A 24,722-nucleotide genomic window follows, 5' to 3' on the forward strand; every position below is an offset into this window, starting at 1 on the left:
TTTCAGTGATCGAAGCAGGGATCGACGAAGGACGGCGTCGTGTCGGGAACGGAGCCGCGTGCGACGCGCCAGCGGCGGTGCTGCTCGGACTCGGCGACGGCCTCGGCCACGGCCGATGCCTGGCGGGCACCGCTCTGGTACCCGCCGAAGTGGGCCACCGGGCTCCACTCGGGGGACACCGGCGGGATGGCCTCGTCGAGCCCCTCGTACTCGGCGGTCGCGTAGACGATCCGGCCGCCGACGACAGTGAGGACGGACTCGATGTCGGGAATGACGTCCTCGGGCACGGTGAGGAAGTCGTCGGAGAGGATCGCGAGGTCGCCGTAAGTCCCCTCTCGCAGCGTTCCCTTGACGTCCTGCTCGCCGGTGAGCTGCGCTCCGCCCCGGGTGTAGAGGCCGAGGGCGGTCTCCCGGTCGATCAGGTTCCCGGCCGGGTAAAGGGCCGTGCCGCCGACGGTGCGCCCGGTGACCAGCCAGTGGAGGGCGACCCACGGGTTGTACGAGGAGACGCGGGTGGCATCGGTTCCTGCGGCGACGGTCAGGCCTCGGTCGAGCATGGCCCGGACCGGCGGGGTGTGGGCGGCGGCCCCGGCGCCGTAGCGGTCGAGGAACGCGGTGCCCTGGAAGGACATCCGGTTCTGGACCGAGACGGCGCCGCCGAGGGCGGCGATCCGGTCGAGGCTGTCGGCCGAGACCGTCTCCGCGTGGTCGAAGAGCCAGCGGTTGCCGCCAGGGAAGAGTCCTTCGGCCGCGAGCTTCTCGAAGACGGCCAGGTCGCGGCGGATCGTCTCGTCGTAGGTCGCGTGGAGCCTGAAGCCCCAGCCGTTCTCGAGCAGCAGCCGGACGGCGCTCTCGAATTCGGTCTCGTAGCCGGCGGCGAGTTCGGGCCGGGGTTCGGAGAAGTTCTCGAAGTCGGCGGCGGCCCACGTCAGGTTCTCTCCGGCGCCGTTGAGCCGGAGCCACTCGTCCCCGTCCCCGGGCTTGACCATCTCGGTCCAGCGCTTCAGGTCGGCGAGCTCCTGCCCGGCCGTCTGCGGGAAGAGGTGGTAGGCGATCCGGAGGGTCAGCTCCCCCGACCTGGCGAGGTCGGCGACCGTGGCGTAGTTGTCGGGGAAGTTCTGGAACCCGCCGGCGGCGTCGACCGCGGACGTCAGTCCGAAGCGGTTCAGCTCGCGCAGGAAGTGGCGCGTCGACGTCCGCTTGTCGGCCTCGTCGAGGGCCGGCGCCTTGGCCAGGGTCGAGTACAGGATGAGGGCGCTCGGCGCCGCGAGGAGCACGCCATTGGGTTCGCCGTCCCGGCCGCGGACGATCTGCCCGCCGCGGGGATCCGGGGTGTCGCGGGTGAATCCGGCTGCCTGCACCGCGGCCCGGTTCATCAGGGCCGACTGGTACAGGTGCAGGACGAAGACCGGGGTGTCGGGGGCGGCGGCGTTCAGCTCCGCGACGGTCGGCATCCTGCGCTCGGCGAACTGCTCGGCGGTCCAGCCGCCCACCACCCGGATCCACTGCCCCTTCGGGGTGCGGTCGGCCTGCTCGCGCAGCATCGCGAGGGCGTGTCGGAGGCTTCGTACGCCGTCCCAGCGCAGCTCCAGGACGTAGTTCAGGCCGCCCCGGATGACATGCAGGTGCGAGTCGTTGAGGCCGGGGATCACCCGTCGGCCGAGGGCGTCGACGACCTTCGTTCCCGGCCCGACGAGGTGGGCGAGGTCGTGGTCGTCGCCGAGGGCCGCGACCCGGCCGTCGCGGAGGGCGACGGCACGGGCCTCGGGGCGGTCGGGGTCACCGGTGAAGACCTTGGCATTACGGACGAGGAGGTCGGCGTGCTCGTGTTCCCGACGCGGGGCGGGGACGAGGCCCGCCACCGGCATGCTCGTCGACGGCCCGGTCATGCGAGGGCCTTGCGCAGGGTGTCGGTGGCGAGACCGATGGCGAGTTCCGCGGCCTGCGTCTCGCGCAGTGCGTTCAGCATCACGAAGTCGTGGATGACGCCCTGGACGCGCAGGGCGGTGACGGGGACGCCGGCGGCGCGGAGCTTCGCCGCGTACGCCTCGCCCTCGTCGCGCAGGACGTCGGCCTCGGCGGTGATGACCAGTGCCGGCGGCAGGCCGCTGAGCTGCTCGGTGGAGGCGCGCAGCGGGGAGGCGGTGATCTGGGCCCGCTCGGCCTCGGCGGTCGTGTACTGGTCCCAGAACCACTTCATGGCGTCGCGGCGCAGGAAGTAGCCCTCGCCGAACTGGTGGTACGAGTCGGTGTCGAAGCTCGCGTCCGTGACCGGGTAGAAGAGGACCTGATGGACGAGCGTGACGTCGCCGCGCTGCTTGGCCATGAGGGTGAGGGCGGCGCTCATGTTGCCGCCGACCGAGTCGCCCGCGACGGCGATCCGCGTGCCGTCGAGGTCCTTGTGGTGTCCCTCGCGGGCGACCCACTGGGCGACGCTGTAGTTCTGCTCGATCGCGACGGGGTAGCGCGCCTCGGGCGAGAGGTCGTACTCGGGGAACACCACGGCCGCCCGGGTGCCGACGGCGAGTTCGCGGACGAGCCGGTCGTGGGTGTGGGCGTTGCCGAAGACCCAGCCCGCTCCGTGGATGTAGAGGATGACGGGAAGCGGGCCGGTTGCGCCGCGGGGGCGGACGATCCGGGCGCGGACGTCGCCGGTCGGGCCGCCGTGGACGGTGATCCACTCCTCGTCGACCTCGGGCAGGGGGACGCCCTCACCGCTCTGGACACCGTCCACGGCCTTACGGCCTTCGGCGACGGGGATCTGGTAGAGGTACGGCGGCTGGGCGGTGGCGTCGGCGAAGGCCTGGGCGGCGGGTTCGAGGATCGGACGGTCCTTCATGTGGGGTTCTCCTTCTGGGGATGTACGAGAGGGCGCAGGTCGGGGGCTCAGCGGGTCGTCCGCACGGCGTCGAGGATCACGTCGGTGACCACGGCCGGACGGGAGACGGCCACGGCGTGCGACGCGTCCACTTCGGTGATGTGCGAGCCGGCGCGCCGGGCCATCCACCGTTCGGCGGCCGGCGGGATGTTCTTGTCGGCGGTGGCGATCAGCGCCCAGGACGGGATCGTCTTCCAGGCCGCTTCCCCGGCCTTCTCCTCCAGCGCGGCAGTGGCGACCGGGCGCTGGGTCGCGGCCATGACGGCCGCGTCGGCGATGGGGACGTCGGCGGCGAACTGCCGGTGGAACTTGGCCCGTTCGATGACGAGTTCGGTGCCGGTGCCACCGCCGGGCAGCGGGTACGACCGCGGGTTCACGGTGTCGCCGAGGGTGGAGCCGGGGAACTTGGCGGCGAGCTCGGCCGCGCTCTCGCCCTTGCCCGGGGTGAACGCGGCGATGTAGACGAGGGCCTTCACACGGCTGTCGCCCAGCGCGGCGCCACTGATGACGGCGCCGCCGTAGGAGTGGCCGACCAGGACGACGGGGCCCTCGACGGCGGCCAGCACGCTGCGCAGGTAGGCGGTGTCCGCGGCGAGACCGCGCAGCGGGTTGGCGGGGGCCAGGACGGGGTAGCCGGCGCGCTGAAGCCGCCTGATCGTGCCGCTCCAGCTGGAGGCGTCGGCGAACGCCCCGTGGATCAGGACGATCGTGGGCTTGGGACCGTGCCGGTCGGCGCCGGCGGCGGCCGGGACGCTCGCGGGTGCGGCGGGTGCGGCGCCCATCAGGGCGGCCAGTGTGGCCGGCAGGGCGAGGGCGAGGGCGCGCCTCTTGGGATGCATGGGGTTTCCTTGTCGGGTGGTGAGGCATTCGGGTGCGCTCGGGCGGGCGGGGGTGCACCGATTGGGCGGGAGGGTGCGCCGATCGGGCCGAGCGGGTGCGGCGGTCGGGCGGGGCCTCGCCTCAGAGGCCGTACGCCTCCAGGAGCCGCAGCCAGATCTCGCTGACCGTCGGGAAGGCGGGGACGGCGTGCCACAGGCGTTCGAGCGGGACTTCTCCCACGATGGCGACCGTTGCCGTGTGGATGAGTTCGGTCGCCATCGGGCCGGTGAGCGTGCAGCCGACGACGACTCCTCGGGTCTCGTCGACGACGAGCTTGGCGAGGCCGCGGTAGTCGTCCGCGTGGAGCGCGGCGCCGGCGACGTCGTCGATGCGGTACTCCACCGTGCGTACCGCGAGACCCGCTTCGCGTGCCGCGCGTTCCGTGAGACCGACGCTCGCGACCTCCGGACGGGTGAAGACGGCCTGCGGGACGGCGACGTGGTCGGCTTCCGCGCTCCACGGCTGCCGGCCTCCGGTGACGGCCGGGCGCCCCGCGGATCGCTCGGCGATCGCCGCCGCGCAGGCGCGGGCCTGGTACTTGGCCATGTGGGTCAGCGGCGCACGGTGATTCACATCGCCGACGGCGTAGAGCCATGCGCCCTCGACCGCGGCAACCCGACAGGTGTCGTCGACCGGGAGCCAGTCGCCCGCCGGCAGTCCGACGGAGTCCAGGCCGAGGTCTGTGGTGCGCGGGCGCCGACCGACGGCGGCGAGGACCTCGTCGCAGACGAGGGCGGTGCCGTCGTCCGTGTTCACGGTCACCGTGCGGGTGTCGGCGTCACGGGCGACCCGGACGGCCGACACCCCGAAGCGGATCGTGACGCCCAGATCGCTCAGCCCCCGGGTGACCTCTTCGCCGGCGCACGGCTCCCAGCCGGTCAGCAGGGCCTGGTCGCGGACCAGCAGGGTGACGGAGGAACCGAGCGAGCGCCACGCGGTGGCCATCTCGCAGGCCAGCACTCCCCCGCCGATGACGACGAGCCGCTCGGGCACCGCGTCGGCCGTGGTGGCCTGCCGGCTGGTCCACACACCGATCCGGTCGAGCCCCTCCACTGGCGGAAGGGCGGGCTCCGTGCCGGTGCAGACCACGACCGCGCGCCGGGCCCGCAGGGTACGGACCGTGCCGTCGGCTCCGGTCACCTCCACCCGGCGCTCACCGGCGAGCCGTCCGTGCCCCCGTACGAGCGCGATGCCCGCACCGTCGAGCCAGTCGGCCTGGCCGGTGTCGTCACCGCGCCCGGTGAAACGGTCACGCCGGGCCAGGACGCGCGCCGGGTCGAGTGCCGCCGTGACCGCCTGCCGGGCCCCGTCGACCGACCGGGCCGCCGCTCGGGCGGCGCCGGGTCGCAGCAGGGCCTTGCTCGGCACGCAGGCACGGTAGGAGCACTCGCCGCCGACCGCCTCGGCCTCGACGACGACGGCGGTCAGCCCCGACCGGACGGTCCGGTCGGCGACGACCTCGCCGGCCGGACCGCCGCCGACCACGACGATGTCGTACGTGTCCATCAGCCGTGCACCAGAGGGGTGTCCACGAGGTGCTCGGCCAGGAACCACACCTGCGCCTCGCCGGTGCGGACGACATCGGAGACGAGCAGGTCGGCGCTGCCCTCGTCGCCCTCCCCGGAGAGCCGGGCGGCGGCGTCCCGCGCGTCGATCAGGATCCGCTCGTGCGCGTCGAGGAGCCGCGACAGCATGACGGGCACCGGCTCCACACCGTCCGGCGGCCGGGGTATCGCGGTCAGTTCCGCCACGTGGCGCGGGTCTCCGACGGCGACGCCGCCGAGGCTCTGGACCCGTTCGGCCAGCGCGTCAACGATGGCCAGTTGGGCCTCCGCGTGCTTGTCCAGCATCAGGTGGAGCGAGTAGAAGGTCGCCCCGCGCATGAGCCAGTGGTGCTTCTTGTAGAGGGAGTAGAGGATCTGTGTGTCGGCGAGGACGCGGTTCAGCCGCTGGCAGGCGTACATGCGGGTGTCGTGGCCGAGGCCGATCGGCAACTGCTTGAGCGTGCCGAACGCCTGGGTCTCGGCGCCCTTCTGGTGCAGCAGCGGCTGGCCGCCGCCGTGCGGGGTCGTGAGGGTGTCCATCGAGTGCTCCTGTTCGGGAGAGAAGGTGGGAAGGGCCCGGCCGCCCGGTCGGGGGGTACGCGGGCGGCCGGGCCCGGTCTGTGCGGCTCGCGCTCAGCGCTCGGCGATCGCCGGGGCGGCGGTCCGGTGCAGGACGAGCCGGGTGAGGAGTCCGCTGCCGAGACCGGCCACGAGCGCGAGGGCCGCCCACCACATCGGGTACGGCGTGAGGCCGAGGGCCGCGTCGAGGGACCAGTCACCGGGTCCGGTGGCGGCGAGGGCGGCGGCGGTGCCGATGAGGACGAGCGGGTACTCGTATCCGTCGTTCTGCACCCAGAGGCCGTGGCGCCATTTCACGGTGAGGGCGACCGTCATGACCCCGATGACCCCGGTCGCGGCGAGCGGGGTCAGGAGGCCGGCCGCGAGCAGCAGACCCGACCCGATCTGGCCGCCGCCCGCCGCCAGGGCGGTGAGGGCACCGCCGCGGAAGCCGTCGGCGCGGAACTCCTCGGTACCGCCCTCAAGTCCCTTGCCGCCCAGGTGCGAGCTGATCTTCTGCACACCGTGGCCGGCGACGAGCAGTCCCACCAGCAGACGCAGGATCAGAATGCCGGTGTCCACAGGGGTCAGCCGGCCGCGTGCGCGCCGATGACGCTCTGCGCGTACACGACGCCCAGGCCGTACGCACCCGCGTGGGCCTTGACGATCTCCATGACCGCGCCGTACGACTCCTGGCGCGCCCAGTCGCGCTGGAGTTCCAGGAGCACCTGTACCCAGGTCACCGGCACCGCTCCGGCGGCGATCATCCGCTGGAGCGCGTGCTCGTGGGCGGCCGGGCTGACGCCGCCGGAGGCGTCGGAGACCACGTACACCTCGTATCCCTGCTCAAGCGCGGACAGCGCGGGCAGCACCAGGCAGACCTCGGTCCACAGCCCGGACAGGATGATCTTCTTGCGCCCGGTCGCCTTGACCGCCGCCACGAGCGCCTCGTCCTCCCAGGCGTTCATGGTCGTGCGGTCGATGGCCTCGTGCTTGGGGAACACCTCGGCGAGCTGGGGCAGCAGGGGCCCGGAGAACGATTCGGCGGCGACCGTGGTCAGGACGGCCGGCACATCGAACGCCTGAGCCGCCTTGGCGAGACCCACGGTGCTGTTGATGATCGCGGCGCGATCGCCGCTCCCGGTGCCGAAGAACATCTGCGGCTGGTGGTCCACGAAGAGCATGACCGAGTTGTCGGGCGTGAGCAGATCCTTGCTCGGGGCGGCCTGCACCTTGTTGATGTCGAACACGAGGAGTCCTCTCGAAGCAATCGGTGACGTGCCCGCCGCGTCCGCGGCTCGGCACTTCTGCAAGCTACGAGCGACCCGACCGACCGGGTTGACCTCCTGCGCCCAGGGGTTGGCACGACAGCGCACAACCGGTCAAGGACCAGAGCCGCGCAGTGTCGCGGGCGCGAACGCGCGAGGCTGCGACGCCCAGCACACTCGCCCCGAGACTCCTCAGGGACGGTACGTAACCACACCCCAACCCAACGAAGGACCGCCTCACTAGCGGAAACACCGCCAGGAACGGGCTGTGGCTGGGGAGAATCCGGGGAGAATAGAGGTCCGGTGGGGAGCGGCTGGGGAGAATCGACCACGCAAAACGGCATCTACGGCATGAACTTCGAGACGATGCAGGAGCTGCACTGGGCGGCGGGCTACCCGTTCGCGATCCTGCTGATGGCGGTGGTCTGCACGAGCCTCTACGTGATCTTCAAGAAGCGCGACTGGCTCTAGCAGCAGCGTCTGTTGTGCTGTGCGGTCGTCGGCGGCAGGCCCGCGGCGGGGGCGGGGGTTAGCAAGGTGGGGACGAGCCCTTTTGGCGGGTGAGGTCGCGGTTGTACAGCCACCCGGTCGTGTTCGTTCCGTCCACGCGCACGTACGTCCACTGGTTTCCGTACGAGTTGACTACGTAGCACTGGTACCAGAGCTTCGTGCCGTCCTTGACCAGGGCGCCGGCGGGGCACGGTTGGTACGGCGCGGTCAGCAGGTGGTGGTCGCCGGAGATGTAGCCGTAGGTGCCCGGATTCGGGTCGCTGTGGGTCCAGCCGGCGCAGCCCGTCGGTACGGGGGTCGGCCGGGCCGGGGCGGGCGGGGACGCCGTGGTGGATGGTGACGCCGCGCCCGGCCGGCCGTCGTCCGCCGGAGGGCCGCCGCCGGTCACCGGCGTCGGGGCCACGGCCCGCACCCGGTCGCCGCCGCCCGAGGTCATGGCGTAGGTGACACCACCGCCGGCGGCGAGTACGACGACCGCGACGGCCATCGCGACGCGACCGCGGCGCCTGGCCCGGTCCACGGTGGCCGAACCGGCCCGCGCGGTCGTGAGCGGCTGAGCCGGCGGGTGGGCCGGCCCCGGTACCTGGGGTTGCAGGAACGATTCACCGGCGAACGCAGGCGGTGGTCCGAAGCCGGGAGCCGGGGCGGGCGCGAGCACGGACGGCGCGAGCACGGACGGCGCGGTCGGCGTCGGCCCGATCCGAGCCGGCGGGACGGCGCCGGCCGCCGCCGCCGCGGGAGGAGCCTGCGGGGCGGGCGGTGCGGCGGGAGCCTGCGGGGCTCGGGCCTGAGTGGCGGGCGGGGCGGCGGGGGTCCGGCGGGGGTCTGCGCGGCACGTGGTGCCGCGGGAGTCTGCGGGGCGGGCGGGGCGGTGCCGGTCGCCACCGCTTCCAGCATCGCGCGGGCCTGGTCGGCGGTGGGCCGGTTCTCCGGCTCCTTCGCCATCAGGGCCAGCAGTACGGGACCGAGCGGTCCCGCCCGCCGGGGCGCGGGCAGCGGTTCGGCGACGATCGCGGCCAGCGTGGACCACACGGAGGTGCGGCGGAACGGCGAGACACCCTCCACCGCCGCGTACAGGGTCATCCCGAGCGACCAGATGTCCGAGGCCGGGCCGGGCTCCCTGCCCTGCGCGCGCTCCGGCGGCAGGTAGTCGAGCGAGCCGACGAGCTGGCCGCTGCGGGTCAGCTTCGCCATCTCCTCGTCGCCGGGAGCGTGCAGGGTGGCGATGCCGAAGTCGGTCAGCACGACCCGGCCGCCCCGCTCCAGCAGCACGTTGCCCGGCTTCACGTCCCGATGCAGGATGCCGGCCCTGTGCGCGGCGTCGAGCGCGCCCATCAGCTTCGCGCCGATCGCGGCGGCCTCGTACGGGTCCAGCGCGCCGCGCTCGGTCACCACGTCGTCGAGCGAGGGACCGTCGACGAGCTCCATCACGATGACCGGCAGCCCCTGCTCCTCGGTCACGTCGTACACCGTGACCACGCCGTCGTGCCGGATGCGCGCGGCGGCCCGCGCCTCGCGCTGCATCCGGCTGCGCATGTCGGCCAGTTCGGCGGGGGTCGCGTCGGTGTAGGCCCGCAGCAGCTTGACGGCGACCTCGCGGCCCAGCGCCTCGTCGACCGCCCGCGCGACCACTCCCATGCCACCGCGGCCGACCAACCCGGTCACCCGGTAGCGCCCCCCGAGTACCTTGCCGACCAGGTAGCCGTCCTTCGCTTGCCCTGATGACACCGGCACCGCACGCTCCGTTTCCTCACCGGCCGTCCGTCGACGGCCTGACGGGACCCAAGCGTAAAGGCATGATCGTCAGGGGCAGGCGGGCGTGGCTTCCTCGTTCCTCGTACGCCGCCCAGAGGCGACCGGCGACCGGCGACCGGGAGGGCGCTACTCGGGGTCGGCGGTCGTGATCCGTGCGAGGAGGTCGGTGTACGGGGAGCGTTTGTCGGGGCGGGCGTGGGCGGCCGCGTGTCGGAGGGCGGGGATCGAGGGTGCTCCCATGACGGTGAGCCCCTCGGCCGCGGCCTTGCGGACGGCGGGGTGGGGGTGTTCCAGCAGCCGGGTCAGGGCCGGGATCGCGGGTGCCCAACTCGCGTGGGAGAGCGTACGGATCGCCGTCCGCACCAGGTCCGGCTGCGGGTCGTCCAGCAAGATCGACGTGTGGCGCAGATGGGTCTGCCGGTCCAGCATGGCCCGCGACGTCCGGTGGGCGTGGAGGCGGACCTTGGGCCTGGGGTGGTGCAGCAGCTCACCGATCAGGTCCCGCAGGCCGGGGTCCCGGTCGGGGTCGGGGCCGCCGTGTCCCTCGGCCAGTCGCGCGAGTGCCCGGCGTATCCGGGTCGGGTCGCCGGTACGGGCCTGGTCCAGCAGTTGCCGCCGGGACGGGGTTCGTGACGTCCCCGTCGACGCGGCCGGGGCGGCGTCACGGAGGGCCGCCAGCACGGCGGCGTCCTGCCGTGCGGCGTCCGGGCGGCGCAGCGGACCCTCGACGAGGATCAGTCCGTCCGCGAGGTCTTCGCGTCCTTCGGCACGCAGCCGCCGACAGGTCTGCGTCAGCGCGGGGGTGCGCAGCAGGGGACGCCCGCGGAGCAGGTCGAGGAACCCCCAGGCACCGGCGTCGAGCCGGGCGCCGAGGTGCTCCGCCAGTACGTCGGAGGGGACGTGCCGCAGCGCCCGCCCGGCCGCGGAGCCGCTGGACGGCGGGTCGTGCTCCCACCAGTCGAGCAGCAGGGGGACCAGCGGTTCCAGGTCCCACGGGTCGAGCCGGCTCGCCACGAGGGCGGCCCTGTCGTGCAGGACGCCGTCCGCGCGGAGTTCCGTCTCGCCCATGGAGTTCAGCGCGCGGGCCAGTTCGGTGCCGACGGGTACGTCGACGGGTATGTCGACGCTGCCGCGCAGAAACGCTCGGAGCACGGGAAGCGCGGTCTCCGGCTCGGGCCACTCCAGGAGTGCCAGGGCCGCGGTGCGGCGCCGATCGGGGGCGGGTGCCCGCAACATGGCCAGGAGGCGCTCCCGCAGTGCGGCCGAACGGGGCTGGTCGAGGTCGTCGGCGCGTACCGTCCGCGGTCGCGGCGCCGTCGCGTACGTGGTCTCGGCGATGGTCCAAGGTGGTGCGTCGAGCGGCTGGATGTCCGTCATCCAGTCGACGAGGGCCGGGCGGACCTCGGGGCCGGCCGAGGCGTGGACGTCGATCAGCGCGCTCAGGCGCTCCCGGGAGCCCGGGACGCCCTCGTGCGTCCCTCGGAGTCGGCGCAGCCGCTCCAGGGCGCTCGGCGCGCGCACGGCCGCCTCCAGCGCGGCGCGCCACGCGTCGGCCCCGGCATCGACCCCGGCCGGCGAGGTCGCGGCAGGCGACCGCGGGACGCCGAACGCCTCCCGCAGTACGGCGGTCTCGGCCCGCCAGGGGTCCGCGCCCAGCCGGGCCGAGGCGAGCGCCCGCTCGAGGTCGGCGCGGACCAGCACCGCGCCGAGGCCGCGGAGCAGCGCCAGTACGGACCCGCCCCCGGGGGCGGGGGGCAGCGCGCGCACCGCCTCGGCGACGGCCGGCTTCAGAGCCGCCGGGACGGCCGGCGCGGCCGCTTCGAGTACCGTGACGAGGTCGTGCCGCTCTCCGGCCGATGCCTCGTCGAGCCCGTCGAGCCCGTCGAGCCCGTCGAGCCCGTCGAGCAGGACCCCGGTGGACCGGGCGAACGCCGTCAGCTCCTCGGTCGTCCACGGTGCGGGGCAGAGCCGCAGAATGAGGCGCAGTACGCGGCCTCGTACGGCGGGGTCGGAGCCGGCCAGGCGGAGCCAGTCCGCCAGCATGGGCCGCAGCGCCCGCAGACGGGCGGGGTGCGTCCGCCCGTGCCGTTCGGCCACGCGCAGCGCGACCGACGGGTTCCAGCCCCGCACCGTCAGCGACCTGACGTCCGGGTCCTCTCCCGAGTCCGGCGCAGGCCCCGGCGCGGCGGGCGGGGTGATCCCGTGCCGGGCCATGGCCGGCGCCAGTTCCTCGACCGTCCCGGAGGCGAGGCCGACCCGGCCGGCCGCCACCAGGGCGAGCAGGGCCGGCGCGACCCGCGATGCCTGGTCGTCCAGTGCGAGGACCGAGCGCGCCGCCAGGGTGCGGTCGAGGCCCGCCAGCAGCAGCTCGCGGGCCCGGCCGTCCTCGCCGTGTTCGGCGGCGGCGAGGACGGTCGCCGGGTACGCGTCGCCCAGGACGGCGCGCAGCGCCTCGACGAGCGAACGGCGCAGGCCCGGGTTGTCGTGGCTCCCGAGCCGGCGGAGCAGCGCAGGTACCACCGTGGGCGTGCCCGCCCGGACCAGCACCTCGGCGGCTGTCTTCCTGATGTTCATGTTCGGATGGTCGAGACACACGGCGATCGCGGTGGAGGCCCAGCGGGCCCGCGCCTGGCCGAGTGCGAGCAGCGCCTGCCGGACGGTCTGGACGTCCTGGGCTGCGGTCAGCGCGATCAACGTCGCCGACAGCGCCTGCGCGTCGTCCCCGGTGACGTCGCGGGCGAGCAGCGCGATCACGTGCTTGCGCACGTGCCGGTCGCGGTGGCGCAGCAGGCGGTGCGCCCGCGCGCGGGTACCCGCGTAGGGGGCCCGGAGCAGGAGTTCGAGCAGGATCGCCTGCTCGGCGCCCGACCGTCCGGGCCGGTCCAGCAGGTCCAGGGCCAGGGTCGCGACGAGTGCGTGCCCCGCTTCTCGGGCGGTCGCCGCGTCGAGCAGGCAGGACGGCCTGATCCGTCCCCGCTCGTGGAGCCGGCGGCCCAGGCCCTGGAGGGCGTCCAGGATCTCCTGGGGTACGACGGGCTCCCCGGCCGGCCGGCCGCTCTCGCCTCGCGGGGAGGCTGCGTCCGGTTCCCGGGACCGCGCCAGCTCGGCCACGACGCGAAGGAGCAGGTCCGCGATGACCGGCAGGGTGCCGGCGCCGCCGTGCGCGGCCAGTCTGCACAGTGCCGCCGCCGGTTCGTCCGGGTCCAGGTGGGAACTCAGGAGGGCCAGTTCCCGCTCGTCCGGGCCACCGAGATCCGTCGCGATGCGGGCCGGCAGATCGACGGGATCGAGACGGACGAGGAGGGCACGTCGCCGTGACGGATCGTCGGTCAGATGCCACAGCACCTCGAGGGCGCGGCCGCGCACCGCGCGCAGATGCGGAGCGATCACGCCCGCGCCGTCCGCCGCGGCGAGACCGAGCCCCGCCTCCAGCGTCTTCGCGGTCCGGTGCCCTCCGATGGCCTCCAGAGCCTCCAGGGCCGCCGCGGGCGCGGACGGGAGGAGGGCGATCACGGCCTCTTCCGCCGCCACATGGCGCAGTGCGCGGATCGCGTCGAGGAACGGCCCCGGCGCGGGGGCCGAGGGAAGCGCCCGCGTGATCGCGTCGCCGATCGGCAGCCCCGTCCCCTGCCCGGCGAGGGCGACCAGCAGCGTGAGCCGCCGCGGCCAGCTCGGATCGTCGGCGTCCGCGTCGAGCAGTACGCGGAACATCGCCTGCCGGCAGGTGAACAGGATCGTGGCGATCTCGTGGGCCGGGATCGAGTGATCGGCCAGCGCCAGGCCGATGAGGGCCGGGACGTGTGGTTCGCCGGGGAAGTGCCCGCGCCGGTGGAGCCCGCGCAGGCAGGCCACCGCCGGCCCGCCGAACAGCAGGGGGTCCCGTGCGGCGATGGCCGTCAGTGCGCCGATGTCCGCGCGGTCGGCCAGGTCACCGAGCAGTTCCATCGCGCGCCGGCGAAGCGCCGGCGGCAGGTCCGGATCGGCGACGGCCTGGCGCAGCAGGCCGCGGTGCCCGTGACGGGCGGCAGCCGCGATGGCTGCATCGGCCACCCCGGGCCTTGTGGTCACCGCGTCGGCGGCGAGGAAGGGAGAGAGGAGTCCCGGCGGCAGGGGGTCCAACGCGGCCCACGGCTCGGCGAGTTCACCCAGCGCGGCGGCGACGACGTCCGCGCCGTCGGCGCCGAGCAGGCCGACCGCGTACCCGCGAACCCGCGCGGGGGCCAGCAGGCCGGCGTGCAGTCCCTGCCGGGCCAGCCGCAGTGCCGCTGCCTGCAACACCGGATCACCGCTGTCCGCCAGCTCGTTCACGAGCCGGTCGGGCCGGTGCGCGCGGGTGACGGTCAGTTCCCGCACGGCCTGGTACAGCAGTTCGCCCGCGGGCTCCTCGCGGATCACCGTCGGCTCGTTCAGGAGCTCGGCGCGCAGCCAGGCGATGCGCACCCGTACCGGCAGCTCGGCCGTGCGCCACGGCGGTCGGCGGAGCCCGCGGCGGTACGGGCCCAGTCGTTCGTGGAGCCGCGCCAGGACGAGCGCCGCCTCCGGCGGTCCCTCCACCACGGTCGGCAGCAGCCCCGCGAGCTCGGCCGTCTCCTGGTCTTCGCACGGACGGCCCGAGGTGACGCGCTCGTGCAGGAGGACCAGCCCCAGGTGTCGCAGGCGGGGATCGTCGTGCCGGACGAGGAGTCCGAAGACGGCCGGCGGGCAGAGCCGCGCGTCGAGATGGCCGGCCAGCCGGCCGACGTCGGCCCGCCGCAGCGCGTCCCGGAACGGTTCGTCCGCCGTCGTGATCACCGTCGGATGCTAACGGGGTCGTCCTCCGCCCCACCAGCGGGATCCGCCCGGTGCGCCCCGCACCCGTGGACGCGCCGGTGCCCGCACGAGCCCGTACGCCGTCTTCACGAGGCGCGGCCGGCCGTGGGCGCAGGTGCGCTTCCCGCCGCGTCGTGCCAGGCGGCCAGGTGTTCCCGCGCCGCCGTCTCGGCGCGTCGTACGGCCGACGCCGGCAGGGGGACGCGGCACATGCCGTCGAGGGTCTCCATCATCCGGCCGGCGAACCTCAGGCCGAGCGGGGTGAGTCGGCCGGAGTCCAGGATCACGGCGGTCGCCTCCCGCGCCCCGGAGCGCCAGCGGGCGAAGCGGGTGTGCGCCAGGGCCCGCAGTGCCGGATCCGGTTCCGTCTCCCCCCGCCTGCCCCAGAACTGGGCGACCGCCAGATGCGCGTACGCCCCGTGGAAGAGGCCGACCAGCGGGCGCGGGTCGGGACGCCACGGCGCGTAGTACCGCTCCTGGGAGCCCTGCGGTCCCTCCTCGAACAGGTCGAAGAGGTGCAGCAGTGCCGCGAACTTGTTGTGCTGCATCTCGTGCGCCATCGTCACGGCGAGGACGGTGCCGTTCGGCGGCAGTGACAGCGCCATGGAGCCGAAGGTCTCGGCGCTGCTGCCGCTGACGATGCCCCGGGCCGGGTTGCGCAGGGGCACCAGGAGCCAGGGCCCGGCGGTCAGTTCCGCGTAGGCCTGCGGATGGTCGGCGCGCAGCAGCGCGCAGGCGGCCTTCGCCCGCGCCGCCCAGCGGTGCGCCTCGTCGGCGTCGGGGTGGACCGCGCGCCCCGCGGCCGCCGGGAAGGACGGCGGGTCGAGGGTGTCGAGGGTGAGGGCGGCGTCCGTGTCGAAGGCCGCCAGCAACCGTGCTCCCCGCCAGCGTTCGCCGCCGCGGTACGGATCGCCGGTCACCGGCACCGGGGGCTGCGGGACCGGGGCGTCCGGGATCGCGAGCGTGGCCCGTCCTTCGGCCCCCACGCGCAGCTCGGCGTGGTCCCCGGGACGGGCGCCGGGGAAGTGGGCCCGGCCGAGCGAGGGCAGTGGCACCCAGGGGCCCGGACCCGCCAGCGGCCATCGCGCGCGGGCGGGCACCCGGGCGCGCACCGCCGCCGCGGCGGCGAGCGCCGTGAGCAGGTGCACCGGGGCGTCGGCTCCCTCGGGCCGCCGCGCCAGGTGGGCGAGCAGGCCGACGAGCGCGGGGCCCGCCGCCGGGTGCGTCAGGACGGCCGTCGCGGCGCCGGGGTCCGACCGGTGGACCGTCTCCAGCAACTCCCAGGCGCTCTCCGCCCTCTGGGCGACGGCGCCGCCGGCCTCCCGGGTGGCGGTGCGGATCGCGTGCAGGCAGGCGAGGCGCCGGCTGTGCTCGGCGCGGGCGAGCGCGCGCACCGCCTGCGCTCCGCCGCCGCCGGCGGCGATCGCGTCGAACAGTTCGCCGGGCAGACGGTGCGGCGACGGGGTCATACCGCCTCCGCCGGCGCCGGACGGGCGGAGGTCAGTCCCCGCACGTCCCCGGCCAGCCGCCCTCGTACCCGCCCGATCAGCGCCGTCAGGTCGGCGCAGTACACGCTGGGGTTGGCGAAGCCGGTGTCGTGGCGATAGCGGTTGGCGTAGTGGCCGGCGCCGCACACGGTGTGCAGCGGGCAGGCCCGGCAGGCGGCGCACAGCCCGTCGGCGCCCCACTGGCGGGCCGCGACCCCGGGATGGCGCAGCAGCTCGTCCAGGGAGTGGCGCCACACGTCGAGCCCGGTGCGCGCCGCTCCCTGGTAGGCGGTGCGCAGGGTGTCGTCCTGGGTGAGGGAGCCGTCCGTCTCCACCACCGCGTAGCGCACCGGGGCGAGCCCGAGGGCCTCCGTCTGCGGGGCGGCGCCGAGCAGGAGCGCCATGAGGTCGTCCAGGAGGCGGACGCCGGTCTCGCGCACGGGGGCGTCGTACCAGCGCTCGAAGACGGACCACAGCCAGTCCGCGTACGGGGTCCGGCGTCCGGCGGGATCCAGGCCGGGCGGCGGGGTGTGCCAATTGCCCAGCGGCAGCAGGAAGTCGACGGCGGGCGGGCGGTGGACGAGCAGGTCCTCGTACGTCCGCACGGGGTCGTTGCGCAGGTCGATCGTGCACAGCAGTGCGGCGAACAGCGGCCGGTAGCGGTCGCTGCCGAGCAGGGCCAGGGCGGCCTGGACCCGGGCGTGACTGCCGCGGCCGTCGGCGCTCCGGCGGTGCCGGTCGTGGGCTGCGCGTCCGCCGTCGGTGCTCACCCCGATCCGGATCCCCGACTCCGCGCAGAGGTCGAGCCGTTCCTCGGTCAGCCGGACGCCGTTGGTCTGCAGTGCCAGGTGGAGCCGCACGCCCGCGCCGATGGTGGCGCGCAGCACCCCGGCGGTGCGGGCGAGCGCCTCGTCCCCGGCGAGGAGGGGTTCACCGCCGTGCAGGACGACGCCGGCCTCCGTCAGTCCGTGCGCGGCCAGGTGCTCGGCGATCCGCTCGGCCGTACGCGCGACGGTGGCCGGTGCCATGGCGCGCGGCTGGGTACGCCAACTCTGGTCGTGCGAGCGGTACATGTAGCAGTAGTCACAGGCGAGGTCGCAGCGGCTGTGGACCTTGAGGACGAAGGAGTGGAGGGGGTGCGGGACCCAGCCGGCGGCCTCACGGGCCAGCACGTCGGCGGCGCCCGGCCAGGGCGGCCGGCCCGGGCGCAGTGACGGTCGACTCATCCGCTCCCCCCCGAAAGCGTGCGCCGATCGGTCGCGCATCGGTACGTGCGCACTCCGTTCGTCCAGTATTCGGTTGGGGTGCGCCGACCGTCAACATCACGAACGAGCCAACGGGTGGCACGGGGGGCGGAGTTGGCGCAGTTCCGGCGCGTTCGGCGGTTGCCGTGGGGGCGAGGGGCGGCGCTACCCTGGGAAGGACACCGGTTCTCCGGTCCGCAGCGATCTCCGGGAGTGGACATCGTGACCGATGACGCCGAGGGCGCCGGCCCGGCCCCCGCGGGACCCGACGCGGAGTCCGTCGTCCTGGACATCGCCGGGCTCTCGCCCGAGGAAGTCGCCGCCCTCCCCGATTCGGTACTGGGCGCTCTGCTGCGCCGGGTGCACGACACGGCGGGCGATCCCTTCGTCACCGGGTTCTCGGAGAGCCTGTGACCGGTCGCGGCCCGGTGCGGCCGGGCGCGCGGCGGAGCCCGCGGGTCCTGCGGACGCCACGGGCGCGCGGCGGGGAACGAAGGGGGAAGGCCCCTATACTTGCACCCCTGCATGCCCGTTATGTCCATCGTCATTCGCTGTCACCTCGCCGAGTGGAGAGGTCATGCCAGACGCCAACCCCCAGCGCCACGCGGGTTCGTTCGCCGTCTTCTACACCACGTCCGAGAACCTCGGGCTGAGCACCACCCTGCGCAACGCGGCGGACATCCTCGCCGAGGGCAACCGCAGCGTGCTGCTCGTGGACGGCCGCCCCGGTGCCCCGGGGGACGGGGCCGCGGTGCCCGAACCGGAGGCCGGGCAGGTCGCCGCGGTGGGGCGGGCCGCCCCGCGCGAACTCGCCGCCCTCTTCGACGACCCCGTCGCGACGCGCTACGACCACGTCCTGATCGAGGCGCCCGTCCCGGCGGCTCCCGGCGACGAGGCACCCGGCAGGCTGGTGGAGTTCGCCGACGCGCTCGTGATCTGCTTCGCCCTCACGGCCTGGTCCATCGACGGCGCAGCCGCCCTCGCCGAGGAGCTCGTCGGTCGCCGCGCGGACCGGCCCGTACGGTTGCTCACCCTCGGGCTCAAGAGCGACATCGGGGTGCACGACCGGCTGCGGGAAGGGCGCGAGCGGGTGCGCCGCAAGTTCTCGGCGCTCGCCCAGGCCCGCGGCGCGGGCGAGTACCCGTTCCTGGAGATCCCGTACAACCCGCTCTACCTGGACAGCCGGAGCCTCGCCGTCGAGACGGAGGACGCGGGCAGCGTCATGGGCCTGCGCCCGTCCTACGCTCAGCTCGCCGACTGGCTCCGCGCCCGCCGCGAAGCGCGGCTCACCGACGCCACCGTCGTCCACTCCGGGCGGCACGTCGCCTGGGCGGCCTGGCTGCGCGACCGGCTCGGCGAACGAGGCGTCCGCACCGAACTGCGCAGGGTCGACACCTACACGGGAGAGCGTCCCGAGACCGGCACGGCCCTGCTCTTCCTGTCTCCGGGCGACGCCGACGACGCCCTCCTCGCCCAGATCGGCGCGCTCTCCCACACCGACGTGCGCATCGTCCTGGTCGACGAGCCCTTCCCGAACGCCGAGGCCGCGCACCACGAGCGCATCGACCTGCGCGACACCACCGAGGACGAGGCGCTGCGGATCCTCTATTCCGGCCTCGGCCTGGGACCCGGGCGGCCCCGCGAGGGCGCTGCCGGCGCCCGCTTCCCCCGGCTTCCCGAGATCACCAACGTCGCCGCGCGCAGGGGCGGCTTCACCGACCGCGACGACCTGCTCACCTCCCTCGAGGAGCAGCTGCGGGAGGCCGGCCGCGACGGCGCGGCCCTGGTGCTGCACGGCCCCAGCGGCTGGGGCAAGAGCGAGACCGCCCGCGAGCTGTGCCATCGCCACGGCCCCGGGTACGACGTGGTGTGGTGGGTGCGATCCTGGGACCCGCAGCGCCTGCGCAGGAGCCTGGTCCGGCTCGCGGGACGCCTCGGCACGGCCGAGGACCGGCTCGCGGCCGTGGCCGCCGAAGGAGACGTCTCCCCGCTCCTCAACCACCTCTCCCGCCCCGACACCGAGACCAGCTGGCTGATCGTCTACGACGGGGCGCCGGACCCGGCCGAACTGAACGGGCTGCTCCCGATCCCGCACGAGCGGGGCCACGTCCTGATCACGAGTCGCGTCCGTCCGGCGCGGGAGACCCCCGGGGACACGCGCCCGCCGTTCCTGACGTCCTGTGCCATGCGGGCCATGACCCAGGCGGAGAGCGGCGACCTGCTGGGCGAACGGCTGCCGGAGCTCACCGCCGACCAGGCCCAACAGGTCGCCAGCATCGTCGACTTCATCCCGCTCCCCCTGCAGCTGGCCGCCAGCTGCCTCGCCGAGCGCGCCGCCTCCCACCGCCGCGAGGACCACATGACGCCGGAAGCGGCCGCCCGCGCGGCCGTCGCGGACCTCCTCGCCCAGTACCGGGCCAGCAAGACCGAACTCCTCGGCGAGAGCGCGACCGGAGCGGTGTCCTCCCTCGCCGTCATGGTGCACGTCGCCCGGCAGTTCGCCCGGTTCACGCCGGGCGCCGCCGCCTGGCGCACCGAACGTCCCGCCGCCGACGCACTGGACTGGCTGCTCCAGGCCGCCTCCCTGCTCACCGGGCGCGGCATGGGCCTGGAGCTGCTGCGCTCGCGCCGCATCCTGTCCGAGCTGGCCCGCGACGACTCCTCCGGACCGGTGGCCCCCGACGGCGACGGCGGCGTCCGTCACCCCGACCAGGTCCAGCTGCCCGACGAGCACATGGTGAGCGTGGCCCTCTGGGCGCTCGCCCAGGTCGGCCTGCTCAACGTCGAGTTCGACCGCAGGGACCAGCCCCTCACGCAGCACCACGCGCTGCGCGACCTGATCCGCGACGGCATGCAGGCGCAGGCCCGGGAGCGCATCGAGTCCGTCCTGCGCGGCGTACTGGCCGAGTACGTGCGGCAGGACGAGGACCTGCCCCCCGACTGGGCGCGCGAGGTGTACTCGCTCAGGTTGTGGGAGGACGACCGGCCCCGCGTACGCCGCTCACTGCTGCGGCATCTGCAGGCGCTCGGCGCACGCGCCGAGAGCACCGACCTCGCCCGCCTCCTCGACATCGCCGACAAGGCCCGCGAGGCGTGGCGGGTCGAGGGCGACGAGCCCCCGCCCGAGTACCTTCGCCTGCTCAACCTCACCGCCCGCGCCCACCGTCTCTCCGGTGCCTACGACCAGTCCCGCGTGCTCTCCCGGGAGGCCCTGCGCGGCCACCGCAGGCTCCTCGGCCTCGTGCACCCCCGCACCCTGCTCTCGGCCGACTCGCACGCCGCGACCCTGCGGGCCCTCGGCAGGTTCCAGGACGCCTTGACGGAGCTCAGACCCTCCGTGGAGGGCCTCACCCTGCTGCTCGGGCGGCAGCACCCCGCCACCATCCAGGTCGAGCACAACCTGGCCCTCAACGAGGCGCTCACGGGACGCGTCGCCGCCGCCCTCGGCCGGGTCCAGGAGCGCTTCCGCTACCAGCAGGCCGTCAAGGGCAAGGGCGACCCGGCCGCCTGGGCCGAGGCGGACCTGCTCGCCTACCTGTACCGGGCGATGGGGCGTGACGGCGAGGCCCGGGACCTGTTGCGGCAGCGGCTTCGCCGGCACGGCGACGTCTGGGACGGGGCGCGGCTGAGGACGGAGGTCGGCCTGGCCGTCAGCGAGCGCCGTCTCGCCGACGGCTTCCCCGCCGCCAAGGACCCCCGCTACGGGTACGAGATGGCCCATGAGCGCGATCTGCGCGCCCTGAAGCTGTACGTCAGCCGCTTCGGCGCGGACCGGATCGACACCCTGCGCTGCCAGTTCAGCTACGCGGCCGACCTGCACGCCCTCGGCAAGGCGGACGAGGCGGAGCTCCAGGCGCGGCTGTGCGGCGCCTCGCTGGCGGAACGGTTCGGCGTGACCCACCCGTACACGGCGCTCAGCGACGTCCGCCACGGCGTCTACCTGCGGGCGACGGGCGACCTGACGTCCGCGGAGGCGACCGGCCGTCACGCCCTGACCCGGCTCACCTTCAAGCTCGGTCAGGCGCACCCGTGGGTCGCCGCCGCCGAGAACTCCCTCGCCGCCACCCTCGCCGCGGCGGGCCATGCGCAAGAGGCCGCCGAACTCGCCGGCAGCGCCCTGACCCGGCTCCGTGACCTGGGCGTCGCCCACCGCCCGGACGGCCGGCGCGTGAAGGCGCACCACGCCCGTCTGACCACGTCGGGCGCCCCGCGCCCGGTCCCGCAGTCGGGGTTCGACATCGATCTGGAGCTGCCGGGACTGTAGGACTTCGACGGGACCTGTAGCAACCTGTAGGAACCAGTAGGACCGCGAGGCCCCCAGTCATCCACCGAAAGGCGACGTGCTCGTGGCAGCCCCCGCACCGCATGGCACCCAGACGCTGACGGAGCACCACTGGGCTCCCGAACGGCACGGCCGGATAACCTCGTTGTGCGACGAGACGGTCGCCTCGACCCCCGGGATCAGGTCGCTGTCCCACTTCGGCAACGGCATCCTCGACTTCGTCGTCTGCCGCACCGACCGGCGCCCCCTCGGCGCCTTGATCGGCGACCTCGGCGACGAACGGGACGAGGAGTCGTTGCCCGGGAGCCGCCTGCTGCTCTCCACCCAGGACATCGGCGTGCTCCTGCAGCCGCTCGGCACCGGAGAGCTGATGCGCACCGTCGTCTCCAACAGGGAGGGCTGCCTGTGGGGCGGGCGCGTCAAGCCCGGCGAGTACCTGGCCGCGGTCACCGACACGGCCGACGGCGCCGACGCCATGGACACGTCCATGAACGCCCTGGTCACCCGGATCCGCCGGGAGGTGCACCGGCTCTCCGACGAGCTGCCCGGCGGAGACTCGACGGCCAAGCCCGGCCTCTCCGCCGTCGACGGCGGACGCATGCCGCTGCGCGTCGACTTCGGTACGGCCGCCACGCCCGAGCCCGCCTACGAGGAGCGGCTGCGCGCCCTGTGGCTCGGCCACGTGAACACCACCGACCTGCAGTACGCCGCCTACTACCGGGACTGGACCCTGGTGTGCGCGGGTGACGTCTTCGAATCGGACGACCTCGGCCCGAAGTTCCTGAGCGTCAGCGTCCGCGCGCGGCGCACCGCCTACCGCGAGCTCTCCAGGAGCCTGCGCGGCCACCTGATACGCCTCGCCGACGCACTGGGCCTCGTCGCCCCGGCTCAGGCGGGCCGTCCGGCCGTGGAGCGGCTGGTCCTGGACGTGCAGGAGGGTGCGGTCTACCTCGTCTGGACCTCGTCCCGCGAGTTCCTCGTCGGTGTCACCCTCGACCAGACCCAGGTCGCCAACGCCGACGCGCAGCTGCAGCGGCTCGCGGGTGCGGTACGGGGGGTCACGGAGCCGCCCCGCTGAGCGTGCCCCACACCTCCTCCGCGAGCACCTCGACCGTACGGGCCGCCGTCAGCGGGTGAGGGGGGCCGGGGTTGCCCAGCAGGTGCACCGGAAGGACCTCGACCGCGCTCTCGTACTCCCGGCAGATCCTGCGCAGTTCGCCCCACTGGCGCTCGGTCGGCGCACCGGGCACGGCGGCGCGGTGCCAGGCGGCCACCGAGCCGCGGAAGTTCTCGGTCAGCGCGCGGACCAGAGTGGCGCAGCCGAGCACGCCGAGCTCCGCCGACGTCGCCGTGATCCGTCGTTTGACGGCCGTGCCGGCGACGCGCCGGGTGACCGTGTCGAGCACCGCGAGCGCCTCCTGGAACCGGCGCCGTACCGGTCCCGGCAGGTCCGGGGCGGCCGGCTCCGGCTCGGGCGGGCTCTCGACGAGCACCGACGTCGGTGACCCCGGTGACGGGGTGCGCCGCTCGTCGGCGGCGGCCGGCAGGGAGCGCGGCCGGGGTTCAGGCGTCCACGAGGCCATCGCCCGGCGCAGTTCGGCGAGTTCGGCGGTCTGCTGCTCCAGGTCGCGGCGCATCCTCTCGCCGAGCTGGACCAGGCCCTCCTCGCGGCGCCCGTCCGCAAGACGCCCGTCCAGCTTCCGCAGCGCCTTGTCCGCCCTCTCGGGGAAGCCGCCCTGCCGGTACACCAGCGGCCGGGACCCGATCGCGCGCGCGAGACGGTCCTGCATGGCCTGCGAGACGTGGCCGTTGACGACGAGCAGCACCTCGCACCGCCCCGGACGCACCGCACTGCGCAGGCTGTGCACCTGGGCCGCGATCCGTTCGGCGTCGTCGGCGACGAGGACGGAGCGGGTGAGGATCACCGCGAGGTGGGCGTTCGGCGCGGGAGAGAGCCAGTGCAGCACCTCCTCGCGGCCTCCCGGCGGGGCCGACAGCCGGGCCGGGACCGGATCGCGCGAGGCGATCCGCCACTGGCCGATGTCCAGGGCCGTGCGCACGTCCGTCTCGACCTGCCGACGGGCGACGCCCTCGTGCAGATCGCGCACCGCCTGCAGCACCCTGGCGGCCGGCACGTCCCGTACCGCACCCCCGCCGCCGTCGAGCCGGTCCTTGTCCTCGACGAGCTGCCAGGCTTGCCGGCAGGTCTTGAGGACCTCGCGGGGCACCCCGTCCGTCAGCTCGTGCAGCAGCCGCAGGGCCTCCGCGTCGAACGGGCCCGCCGACCCGTCGGGCGCCGGTCCGCGGGGCCCGCCGCCGTCGCCCCGGCCCGCGTGGACGTACGCGGCGACCAGCTCGCCGGTGAGCCTTTCGTCGAATCCGCTCGGCCACAGCTGCACCAGCCGCTCGTGCACGCTCTGCCGCAGCTCCCCCAGCCCGCTCGGAGAGACGCAGAAGACCAGCAGGCCGCCGCGGCTCGCGTAGATGTTGACGAGCCGTTCGAAGGCGTCCATGAACGTGCGCCGGTGCTCGTCGCGCCACTCGAGCACCTTCTCCAGGGAGTCGATCAGGAGGGCGTACGGCTTGCCGACCCGGCCGTGCAGGACGGCCTGCACCGCCAGCGTGTCGAACACCCGGTCGATGCCCGCGGCGTCCTCGTGACCGCCCTGCCCCGCCGCGGGCCCGATGGCCTCGGTGATCCCGCGCTCCCGCAGCGGCTCGGCGGGCTCGCCGCCGTTCAGCCAGTCCCACACCATCCTGTTGAACGACGGATCCTGGAGCAGTGCCAGCGCGGTGGCGAAGCGGCGGTGCTCGGTGACCTCGCCCAAGGTGCGGCGCAGGTCCGCGTGGATCACCTCGGGGTCGTAGCGCAGCGCCGACACCACCTTGTCCGGGTCGAGGCTGCCGCCCCGCAGCCCCGCCGCGATCTCGCCGAGCGCACCCAGTCGCGCGTCGCTGCCCTGCGTGTCGACGCGGTTGGCCGTCGCGTACGCGTAGTAGTTGCGGACCAGTTCCTCGAAGGCGCGCTTCCCCTGGGGGGTGTCCCCGGGGCCGCGCAACCGGTCCCGGTACATCCGCCCCATGTCCTGCACCGGCTCGTCCATGATCCACATGGCCAGGGGGTCCGGCAGCCGGCCCAGATCGGCGTACGCCTTGCGCAGCGCATGGCTCTTGCCCAGTCCGAACTCGCCCACCAGGGCGATCACCCGGCCGCGCCGGCCCCCGGTCGGCCGGCTGCCGAGGTAGTCGTCGACCAGCCGGGTGAGCTCGACGGTGGTCGGCGTCCCGATCGTCGCGTTGCCCGAGTCCGCCGCCTCGACCGGCACGTTCCCGAGGTCGGCCGATGGGCCGAGGCGCACGACCGGACTCAGGGGGAAGGGGTTGCTGTGCCAGATGTCTCCACTGTCTGGGGCCACGGCGGGCACTCCTCGTGTTTCCGGTGACGGCGATCCGAGCGGCGGACGGATGGGGCGTGGGAGCTGGGTCAGGGGCTCGCGTGCGGGGCGGA

Annotated in this window: 16 protein-coding genes and 1 pseudogene; 4 read left to right on the plus strand and 13 right to left on the minus strand. The window is 74.4% G+C overall.

What is annotated here, in order from left to right:
* Window positions 1-2 precede the first annotated feature (2 nt).
* The 7 genes from K7B10_RS10580 to K7B10_RS10610 all read right to left on the minus strand — a co-directional run bounded on the left by K7B10_RS10580 (window position 3) and on the right by K7B10_RS10610 (window position 7,109).
* Window positions 3-1,889: an amidohydrolase gene (locus K7B10_RS10580; RefSeq protein WP_229335861.1), complete on the minus strand. Its 1,887-nt coding sequence runs from the start codon at window positions 1,887-1,889 to the stop codon at window positions 3-5.
* Window positions 1,886-2,839, minus strand: coding sequence for an alpha/beta hydrolase (locus K7B10_RS10585; protein ID WP_229335862.1), 954 nt, complete (start codon window positions 2,837-2,839; stop codon window positions 1,886-1,888). The genes K7B10_RS10580 and K7B10_RS10585 overlap by 4 nt, the downstream gene beginning before the upstream one ends.
* Window positions 2,840-2,886: 47 nt before the next feature.
* The gene (locus K7B10_RS10590; protein WP_229335863.1) at window positions 2,887-3,717 is read right to left on the minus strand and encodes an alpha/beta fold hydrolase; all 831 of its coding nucleotides are present in this window, start codon (window positions 3,715-3,717) and stop codon (window positions 2,887-2,889) included.
* A gap of 121 nt (window positions 3,718-3,838) precedes the next feature.
* Window positions 3,839-5,263, minus strand: a complete 1,425-nt coding sequence (locus K7B10_RS10595) for a dihydrolipoyl dehydrogenase family protein (RefSeq protein WP_229335864.1) — start codon at window positions 5,261-5,263, stop codon at window positions 3,839-3,841.
* On the minus strand, window positions 5,263-5,841 hold the full coding sequence (locus tag K7B10_RS10600) for a Dps family protein (RefSeq protein WP_229335865.1): 579 nt from the start codon (window positions 5,839-5,841) through the stop codon (window positions 5,263-5,265). Before K7B10_RS10600 ends, K7B10_RS10595 begins: the two co-directional genes overlap by 1 nt.
* Before the next feature lie 93 nt (window positions 5,842-5,934).
* A complete protein-coding gene (locus tag K7B10_RS10605) occupies window positions 5,935-6,441 on the minus strand; it encodes a DoxX family protein (protein WP_229335866.1) in 507 nt (168 codons plus the stop codon).
* A gap of 5 nt (window positions 6,442-6,446) precedes the next feature.
* A complete protein-coding gene (locus tag K7B10_RS10610) occupies window positions 6,447-7,109 on the minus strand; it encodes a hydrolase (RefSeq protein WP_229335867.1) in 663 nt (220 codons plus the stop codon).
* Window positions 7,110-7,469: 360 nt separating this feature from the next.
* On the opposite strand from K7B10_RS10610, the pseudogene K7B10_RS10615 reads away from it, so the two are divergent.
* Window positions 7,470-7,598, plus strand: a pseudogene (locus tag K7B10_RS10615) (CorA family divalent cation transporter); the annotation flags it as partial.
* A 58-nt stretch (window positions 7,599-7,656) separates the two neighbouring features.
* Here K7B10_RS10615 and K7B10_RS10620 read toward each other — a convergent pair.
* The 5 genes from K7B10_RS10620 to K7B10_RS10640 form a co-directional block, all read right to left on the minus strand.
* Window positions 7,657-8,124 (minus strand): hypothetical protein, encoded by a 468-nt coding sequence (locus K7B10_RS10620; protein ID WP_229335868.1) that lies wholly within the window; start codon window positions 8,122-8,124, stop codon window positions 7,657-7,659.
* Window positions 8,070-9,371, minus strand: a complete 1,302-nt coding sequence (locus K7B10_RS10625; RefSeq protein WP_229335869.1) for a serine/threonine-protein kinase — start codon at window positions 9,369-9,371, stop codon at window positions 8,070-8,072. Before K7B10_RS10625 ends, K7B10_RS10620 begins: the two co-directional genes overlap by 55 nt.
* Window positions 9,372-9,518: 147 nt before the next feature.
* The gene (locus K7B10_RS10630) at window positions 9,519-14,183 is read right to left on the minus strand and encodes a HEAT repeat domain-containing protein (RefSeq protein ID WP_229335870.1); all 4,665 of its coding nucleotides are present in this window, start codon (window positions 14,181-14,183) and stop codon (window positions 9,519-9,521) included.
* A gap of 104 nt (window positions 14,184-14,287) precedes the next feature.
* Window positions 14,288-15,670, minus strand: a complete 1,383-nt coding sequence (locus tag K7B10_RS10635; protein WP_229335871.1) for an aKG-HExxH-type peptide beta-hydroxylase — start codon at window positions 15,668-15,670, stop codon at window positions 14,288-14,290.
* Window positions 15,667-16,914, minus strand: a complete 1,248-nt coding sequence (locus K7B10_RS10640) for an FxsB family cyclophane-forming radical SAM/SPASM peptide maturase (RefSeq protein ID WP_229335872.1) — start codon at window positions 16,912-16,914, stop codon at window positions 15,667-15,669. Before K7B10_RS10640 ends, K7B10_RS10635 begins: the two co-directional genes overlap by 4 nt.
* 240 nt (window positions 16,915-17,154) lie before the next feature.
* Between K7B10_RS10640 and fxsA the strand changes: the two genes are divergently transcribed.
* From fxsA to K7B10_RS10655, 3 genes are all read left to right on the plus strand, one after another.
* Window positions 17,155-17,346, plus strand: coding sequence for an FxSxx-COOH cyclophane-containing RiPP peptide (fxsA, locus tag K7B10_RS10645; RefSeq protein ID WP_229335873.1), 192 nt, complete (start codon window positions 17,155-17,157; stop codon window positions 17,344-17,346).
* 163 nt (window positions 17,347-17,509) lie between these two features.
* Complete coding sequence (fxsT, locus tag K7B10_RS10650) at window positions 17,510-21,196, plus strand: FxSxx-COOH system tetratricopeptide repeat protein (protein WP_229335874.1); 3,687 nt, start codon at window positions 17,510-17,512, stop codon at window positions 21,194-21,196.
* A gap of 82 nt (window positions 21,197-21,278) precedes the next feature.
* Window positions 21,279-22,292 carry a hypothetical protein gene (locus tag K7B10_RS10655; RefSeq protein WP_229335875.1) on the plus strand — a complete coding sequence of 338 codons (1,014 nt, stop codon included), beginning with the start codon at window positions 21,279-21,281 and terminating at the stop codon, window positions 22,290-22,292.
* Here K7B10_RS10655 and K7B10_RS10660 read toward each other — a convergent pair.
* Complete coding sequence (locus K7B10_RS10660) at window positions 22,273-24,630, minus strand: hypothetical protein (protein ID WP_229335876.1); 2,358 nt, start codon at window positions 24,628-24,630, stop codon at window positions 22,273-22,275. The two genes, K7B10_RS10655 and K7B10_RS10660, sit on opposite strands and share 20 nt — an antisense overlap.
* Window positions 24,631-24,722 lie beyond the last annotated feature (92 nt).

The sequence above is a fragment of the Streptomyces flavotricini genome, from assembly GCF_020639365.1.
In the GTDB taxonomy this organism is placed as follows: Bacteria; Actinomycetota; Actinomycetes; order Streptomycetales; family Streptomycetaceae; genus Streptomyces; species Streptomyces flavotricini.

Coding starts and splice junctions, on each gene's coding strand:
- K7B10_RS10580 (WP_229335861.1), bottom strand. CDS start 1,889: ATGACCGGGCCGTCGACGAGCATGCCGGTGGCGGGCCTCGTCCCCGCC.
- K7B10_RS10585 (WP_229335862.1), bottom strand. CDS start 2,839: ATGAAGGACCGTCCGATCCTCGAACCCGCCGCCCAGGCCTTCGCCGAC.
- K7B10_RS10590 (WP_229335863.1), bottom strand. CDS start 3,717: ATGCATCCCAAGAGGCGCGCCCTCGCCCTCGCCCTGCCGGCCACACTG.
- K7B10_RS10595 (WP_229335864.1), bottom strand. CDS start 5,263: ATGGACACGTACGACATCGTCGTGGTCGGCGGCGGTCCGGCCGGCGAG.
- K7B10_RS10600 (WP_229335865.1), bottom strand. CDS start 5,841: ATGGACACCCTCACGACCCCGCACGGCGGCGGCCAGCCGCTGCTGCAC.
- K7B10_RS10620 (WP_229335868.1), bottom strand. CDS start 8,124: ATGGCCGTCGCGGTCGTCGTACTCGCCGCCGGCGGTGGTGTCACCTAC.
- K7B10_RS10635 (WP_229335871.1), bottom strand. CDS start 15,670: ATGACCCCGTCGCCGCACCGTCTGCCCGGCGAACTGTTCGACGCGATC.
- K7B10_RS10640 (WP_229335872.1), bottom strand. CDS start 16,914: ATGAGTCGACCGTCACTGCGCCCGGGCCGGCCGCCCTGGCCGGGCGCC.
- fxsT (WP_229335874.1), top strand. CDS start 17,510: ATGCCAGACGCCAACCCCCAGCGCCACGCGGGTTCGTTCGCCGTCTTC.